The sequence below is a fragment of the Bacteroides sp. 1_1_30 genome, from assembly GCF_020982715.1.
Taxonomy (GTDB): Bacteria; Bacteroidota; Bacteroidia; order Bacteroidales; family Bacteroidaceae; genus Bacteroides; species Bacteroides xylanisolvens.
Genome location: NZ_JAJKHN010000155.1, coordinates 1 through 6,032, shown reverse-complemented (window position 1 = coordinate 6,032; position 6,032 = coordinate 1). Strand labels below are relative to the sequence as shown.

Annotated in this window: 3 protein-coding genes and 2 pseudogenes; all 5 read left to right on the top strand. The window is 56.5% G+C overall.

Annotated features, from left to right (window positions below):
• Positions 1-596 (top strand): annotated as a pseudogene (locus tag LPH68_RS25270) (hypothetical protein); the annotation flags it as partial.
• 11 nt (positions 597-607) lie between these two features.
• The gene (locus LPH68_RS25265; protein WP_230297215.1) at positions 608-895 is read left to right on the top strand and encodes a hypothetical protein; all 288 of its coding nucleotides are present in this window, start codon (positions 608-610) and stop codon (positions 893-895) included.
• Complete coding sequence (locus LPH68_RS25260; protein ID WP_370638811.1) at positions 892-1,611, top strand: hypothetical protein; 720 nt, start codon at positions 892-894, stop codon at positions 1,609-1,611. The genes LPH68_RS25265 and LPH68_RS25260 overlap by 4 nt, the downstream gene beginning before the upstream one ends.
• Before the next feature lie 2 nt (positions 1,612-1,613).
• The gene (locus LPH68_RS25255; protein WP_149946777.1) at positions 1,614-1,802 is read left to right on the top strand and encodes an MFS transporter; all 189 of its coding nucleotides are present in this window, start codon (positions 1,614-1,616) and stop codon (positions 1,800-1,802) included.
• A gap of 25 nt (positions 1,803-1,827) precedes the next feature.
• Positions 1,828-6,032 (top strand): annotated as a pseudogene (locus tag LPH68_RS25250) (hypothetical protein); the annotation flags it as partial.

Here is a 6,032-nt window from a genome sequence, read left to right as displayed (position 1 = left end):
CCATTTATGATGATTTTTTCCGTGTCGGCGGCAGCAAAGGATATGTGATGTTCGGTGATGATGTGATACCGTCTTCTGCAGGAGGGGCTTTTACCGCTGTCGGTCGTATCGTGAACTCAGCCCCCAATATATACGGGAATTACGGCTTCGACCAGGCGAACTATGGATTGTTTATAGATGTTACCGGCGGTACGAAGAACTACGGTATCAGCAGCAATGCGGCATTACTTGCCCCGGCGTTTATCAATACGAAAGCCAAGCTGCTTACTTTCGGAAGTGGAAACTACACGGTCGATTTTTCGCAGCATAACATTATCCTCATGTATTACAACCAACCGAATTATAATGCTGTGGAAGTGACCCTACCGTCGGAGAGTTCTGTCGCATCCCAGTTCGGTCTCCGCTATTTGCCGTCCGATTTTGCCGCAGAGGTCACACTTCGTGTCAGACCTGGTTCAAAGGATATAATACTAAAAGGAATTTATAACCACAACGAGGATATGCAGGATTACAAGATGGCCTCCGGGGACTCCGTGATGGTGCTTATAACCAAGGCGGACGGTTTCCGTTACCAGATATTGAATCATTCATTATAAAAGCAGAATATATGAAAAAGTTAGATTTCAGGAATTTCAGTGTCCCCACCGGAATAACCCGTCAGACGAGGGAGGTTTTCGACGCACGCGAGCAGATAGCCGATTTGCTGTATACGCGTGTCAGTGGCATCAAGGCCCATCGGCTTGCGTTCAAGATTTTCGAGAGTACCGGCGAGACCGGGTTCAGCGATGAGGAAACCGGGATGATACGCATGGCGGTGGAACGCTATTGTCTTCCCAATGTGATAGATGCCCTGAACGAAATCCTGGGCGGGTCAGAAACCGATAAAAACGAATGAGTATGGCAGAAATGACACAAGAAGAACTGGTTCAGGAAGTGCTGAACCAGGTACTCCAGAGTTCGACCGGCGTGGAGGACCTGGAGACCGTCACCTCGCTGAGCGGTGTGAAATCACTGCCCGGCGAGAAGGACGGCAAGATGGTGAACGTACCCCTGGAACTGATAGGGAAGCCTGCGAACGATGCCGCCGCCCGTGCCGAGGCTGCCGCCAAGAAGGCGGAAGGAGCCGTAGCCGGACTGGAGGAAAAGACCCAGGCCGCGACAGAAGCGGCCACCAAGGCCAACGAAGCGGCAGCCAAGGCGGAAAATGCCGCTGCCAAGGTGGAACAGACTACTGCAGCAGCCGTCGGCGGAGCTACCGCACGCTTTTCCTCATGGATGGAAACAGGCAACGTTTTACCTGACAAGAGTACCAAACCGGGCGGCAGCGTGGTGTATGTGGCGGATGCCGGGAAGTTCGCCTACCACATGGATTCCACCCTGTACGGGGACTGGGACGTGGCGGGTGTGCCTCCTGCCGGCATGTTCATGAATGCTGACCGGACAGCCATCCTGCCGGACAAGCTCTACCTGTTGGGCGATGCCGTATATACCGGAACGGGAGGCGGCCTGAGACTGCTGGCCTACCGGCATGAGGTGATGAGCGGGGAAGCTTACGAGGCACTGCAGGACAAGGATGCGAATACGCTGTATCTGATTTATGAGGAGGATTGACGATGATAACCATAGGCGGTAAGGAAATAACGGCTGCGTATGTGGGGAAACGTTCCCTGTCGGCTGTCTATGCCGGGGCAAGACTGGTATGGTCTGCGATAAGCAGCTGTTTCGGACTTGGATACTGGAAAGGCGACGAGCCGTGGAACGGATCGGACGCATGGAACGGTAGCAGTAAAACTGATAAATGAATGATTATTATAAAAGGACAGTATTATGGCAAAAAGGAAAATAAGCGGAATCATCAACGCGACTGAACATCCGATGAATCTTGAAACACCATGGAACCAGAAACAGCCGGACGGCACCTATCATGCCTATGCAGGCGATGACATCGAAGCGTTCCTGAAGAAGGAACTGTCAAACCGTACCCCTACCGAGGAACTGGTGAGCGGCGAGACGAAGCCCCCTACATCCGGAACGGTGTTCGATGCGATGGTGGGTACGGTGACGGACGTGGATGTGCAGGACAGCGAGGACGGCACCCAGTACGTGATGACCGTCAAGCAGAAGGACAACCAGGGCGGCGAGAGCTCGAAGGAAGTGCGCTTTTCCAAGTACACGGATGACGACAAGGTGGTGGTGAACATCGACCTGACGGACAGCGGCGGTGCGGGACTTCCCGCCTCGCAGTATCTGGCACTGGGCAGCGGCTTTGTGGTGAAATACTCCGTGGGTGTGGGTACTGCCGGTGGCGGTACGGTGGACGGCTACAGCGACCTAAAAGCCCGCGTGATTGTGAAGCGCGGTTCGACCGTGATCAGTGAGTTCCGGGATGCGGAGTTTGTGGGTGTGACAGCCGGACAGAGCTATACCTTTGACGCTTCGCCCTACCTGAAGGATGCAACCGCCTATACCGTGCAGGTGGAGGCGCAGGCTACCTACCAGGGCGGCACGCTGATGAAAACGGCCACGGCCAAGGTGACCATGGTGGCCATGGAGCTGGAGACAACCTACTCGGCGGGCAACGGGCTGGCCGACGGGGGATATAAAAATGACGTGAACATCCCCTTTACTGCCAAGGGCACGAGCGGGGAGAAGAACATCTACTACCGCGTGAACGGCGGACAGGCCTTTACCCTCGGTCTTTCGGCCGGCAGCGGGGTGCAGCAGAAGAACGTGACCATCCCGCTGACGCAGATGCAGGAAGGTACGAACGTGGTGGAAGCCTATGCGCAGCATGAGAACTCCGGTGTGGTGAGCCGGGTGCATTACATTACGCTACTGAAGGCAGGCGGCGGGGTGACTGCCTATGCCGGCCTGATGTTCAGCCACCGGGCGGCAGGGTTCCAGAGCGACTGGAAACGCCCGGTACTGGAGGCGGAACAGTTTACGGCATGGAACTTCACGTATGCCGGCTATGACCGCGATGCGTACACGGCCCGTGTGAAAGTGACCGACCGGGGCAGCGTGGTGAAGGAAGACCTGCTGCAACGCGGTGAGACCGGCAGCTACGGACGGACCAACGTGAACGTGGAACCGCTGGACTACCGCGTGTCGTGCGGTGATGCCGTGCTTGAGGTGCAGGTGAACACCGCATCGCACCCCGACATTGAAGCCACCCTGGCCCCGGATGCCGTGTGTACGTTTGACGCCTTCGGGCGAAGCAACACGGAAAACAACCCGGCAAGCTGGGTGAGCGGTGACAAGCGCATGGAGTTCCGGGACGTGCTGTGGAGCGTGAACGAATACGGTGCCGGTAGCGGCTGGCACAAGGACCGCCTGCTGCTGGCCGGTGGTGCAGGTATGACCCTGACCGCTGACGGTGGGTACCGCCCCTTCAACGAGGCGGACAAACCCGAAGGCTTTGCTATTCGTGATGTGGGCATGACACTTGAGATAGAATACAGCACGGCCAACGTGACGGACACGAATGCGGAGCTGATCACCTGCCTGGGGCAGCTGGACAACGGCAACCGGTACGGGCTGATTGTGACCCCGGAAGAGGCCAAGTTCCTGACCGGTGTGGTGACCGAGGCGATGGATGCCGGACAGGTGCTGCGCTATGAGGACTCGGTGGGTACGAAGTTCCAGCCGGGCACGAACATCCGCATTACCTATGTGTTCTACCCGAACGTGCAGACGAACGAACAGCGCACGCTGATCGGCTTCTATGTCAACGGTGAGGAAAGTGCCGCCTCGAAGTGGCTGGACAAGGTGAACTTCAACATCCGGAGCCAGCTGGAGTTCAAGTCAACGGGTGCCGACCTGAACGTGAAGAGCGTGCGCATCTACAACAAGGCGCTGACCTCGGACGAGGTGCTGAACAACTACATCGTGGACCGCAACCACCTGGAAGATGCCGACGGGGAACCGGGCGTGCGCTCGCTGGATGAGGACAACCGCGTGCTGAACGAGGGGGACACGGTGAGCATGGAGAAGCTGATGGGACTGATGAAGAAGCGCCGGAACTCGATCCTGGTACTGATAGGTACGGGCAGCGTGGGCAGTGAGGTGCCGAGCGAGAGCGACACGCTGAACGTGATGGATGCGCTGGCCCAGCTGAATAACAAGAAGGCCAACAAGCTGTGCCGGGAAGTGAGATTCTACAACGGCGAGAACCGGGCGCTGGACTGGATAGCCCGTGACATATATCTGCGCATTCAGGGAACCAGCTCGGTGAACTATGCCCGCAAGAACCTGCGCTTCTATTTCCAGAAGACAGCCAGCGGTTACACGGCACGGATGACCTACGGCGAGATAGACGGCAACGGGCAGCAGAGCAATCCGACAGCTACGGAGGGCAAGAAGAACCTGTTCCGGTTGCGGGGCAACTCGGTGGGCGCGAAACTTGCCTGTGCGAAATGTGACTTTTCCGACTCCTCCATGACGACCAACACGGGCGGTGCGAAGTTCATTCATGACGGCATGAAGGAAATGGGAATCCTGACCCCTGCCCAACAGTATGCCGCCGACCATGCAGATACGTGCAAGGAAGATATACGCTCGGCCATTGACGGCTTGCCCTGTGACCTGTTTGTGGCCAAGAGCGTGGATGAGGATCTGACCTATTACGGCCAGTATAACATGAACAACGAGAAGAGCGACAGCTACCCGATATTCGGTCAGGACAAGACTATCGGCGGCGAGCAATGGGGAACCGGCGACACCCTGAACTACCTGCAGGCGAACGGCGACCGGCCGAAGGAATACCTGCCCATCTGCATCGAGACGCTGAACAACTCGAATGACCTGTGCCTGTTCCGCTGGCTGCCGTCCACGGAGCCCGACCATACGGACTTCATGGATTTCAACTTTGACGGCGGTTTCGAGTTCAACCATCCGAAAGACGTGTTCTGGAACGATGGCGGAGGTGATGCCGAAGAAGAACCGAACATCAAGGAACACCTGGACACCGGTGACAAGTACGACAAGATGTACAAGGCCCTTGACCGCATGATGAGCTTCCTGTACAGATGCGTGAAGGAAACTCCTGCCGGCAAGAATCTGACCTATAACAAGGAATCGCACACGTTTGACGGGGTGGACTATGAGGATGACGGAAACAAGTTCCCGACGGCCAAATGGACAAGCCCGACCTTCAAGCAGGAAGCCGGGAAGTATTTCAACCTGCCCAACCTGGCTGCCTACTACCTGTATGTGCAGTTCAACCTGGGCGTTGACCAGCTGGCGAAAAACATGCTGGTGCGGACGTGGGATGGCGTGATGTGGTGGATAACCTATTACGACGGGGACTGTCAGCTGGGTTCGGACAACAAGTCGTTCCTGACCGGGAAGTATGACGACAACCGGCAGACGAAGCGCGACGGTGCCTACGTGATGCAGGGACACAACAGCTGGCTGTGGAACCTGATACTGGGCAACATGGGCAATCTGCTGGAGGAAGTGATGACCAAGGGCGTGAACGGCGGTACCAGCTTCATGAGCGCCTTCAGCATCCAGAAGGCCGTTGACCATTTTGACACCGAACAGATGAAGAAGTGGTGCTCGCGCCTGTACAACAAGTCCGGTATCTTCAAATATATCTACCCGTTCTTGAACGAGATGCCGGTGGGTGCGGACGGCGCGAAACAGACCTATCCGCAGATTTACGGTTTGAAGGGTTCATTGAAAGCGCACCGGAACTACTTCATCCAACGCCGGTACGACCTGAAGCAGGTGGAGTATGGCTATGTATCCACGTTGGGTGCCCAGTTCTACCAGAGTACGGCATCGCTGGACAAAGCATACAAATTGAAGCCGATGCAGTACCGGCTGACCATCCCGTACCGTGTGCAGCTGTCTACCAGTAACGGCGTGCAGGCCGACAGCGGTGTGGTGGATGCGGACGTTCTCCACTCGTTGCAGCTGACCCGTGCCTTCGGTGAGAACGACCCGCTGAAAATTATCGGTGCAGCCAAAATCAAGGAGCTGGTATGGCACGAGGATGCGTTCGCAATCGGCTTCAACTTCGGTCTGCT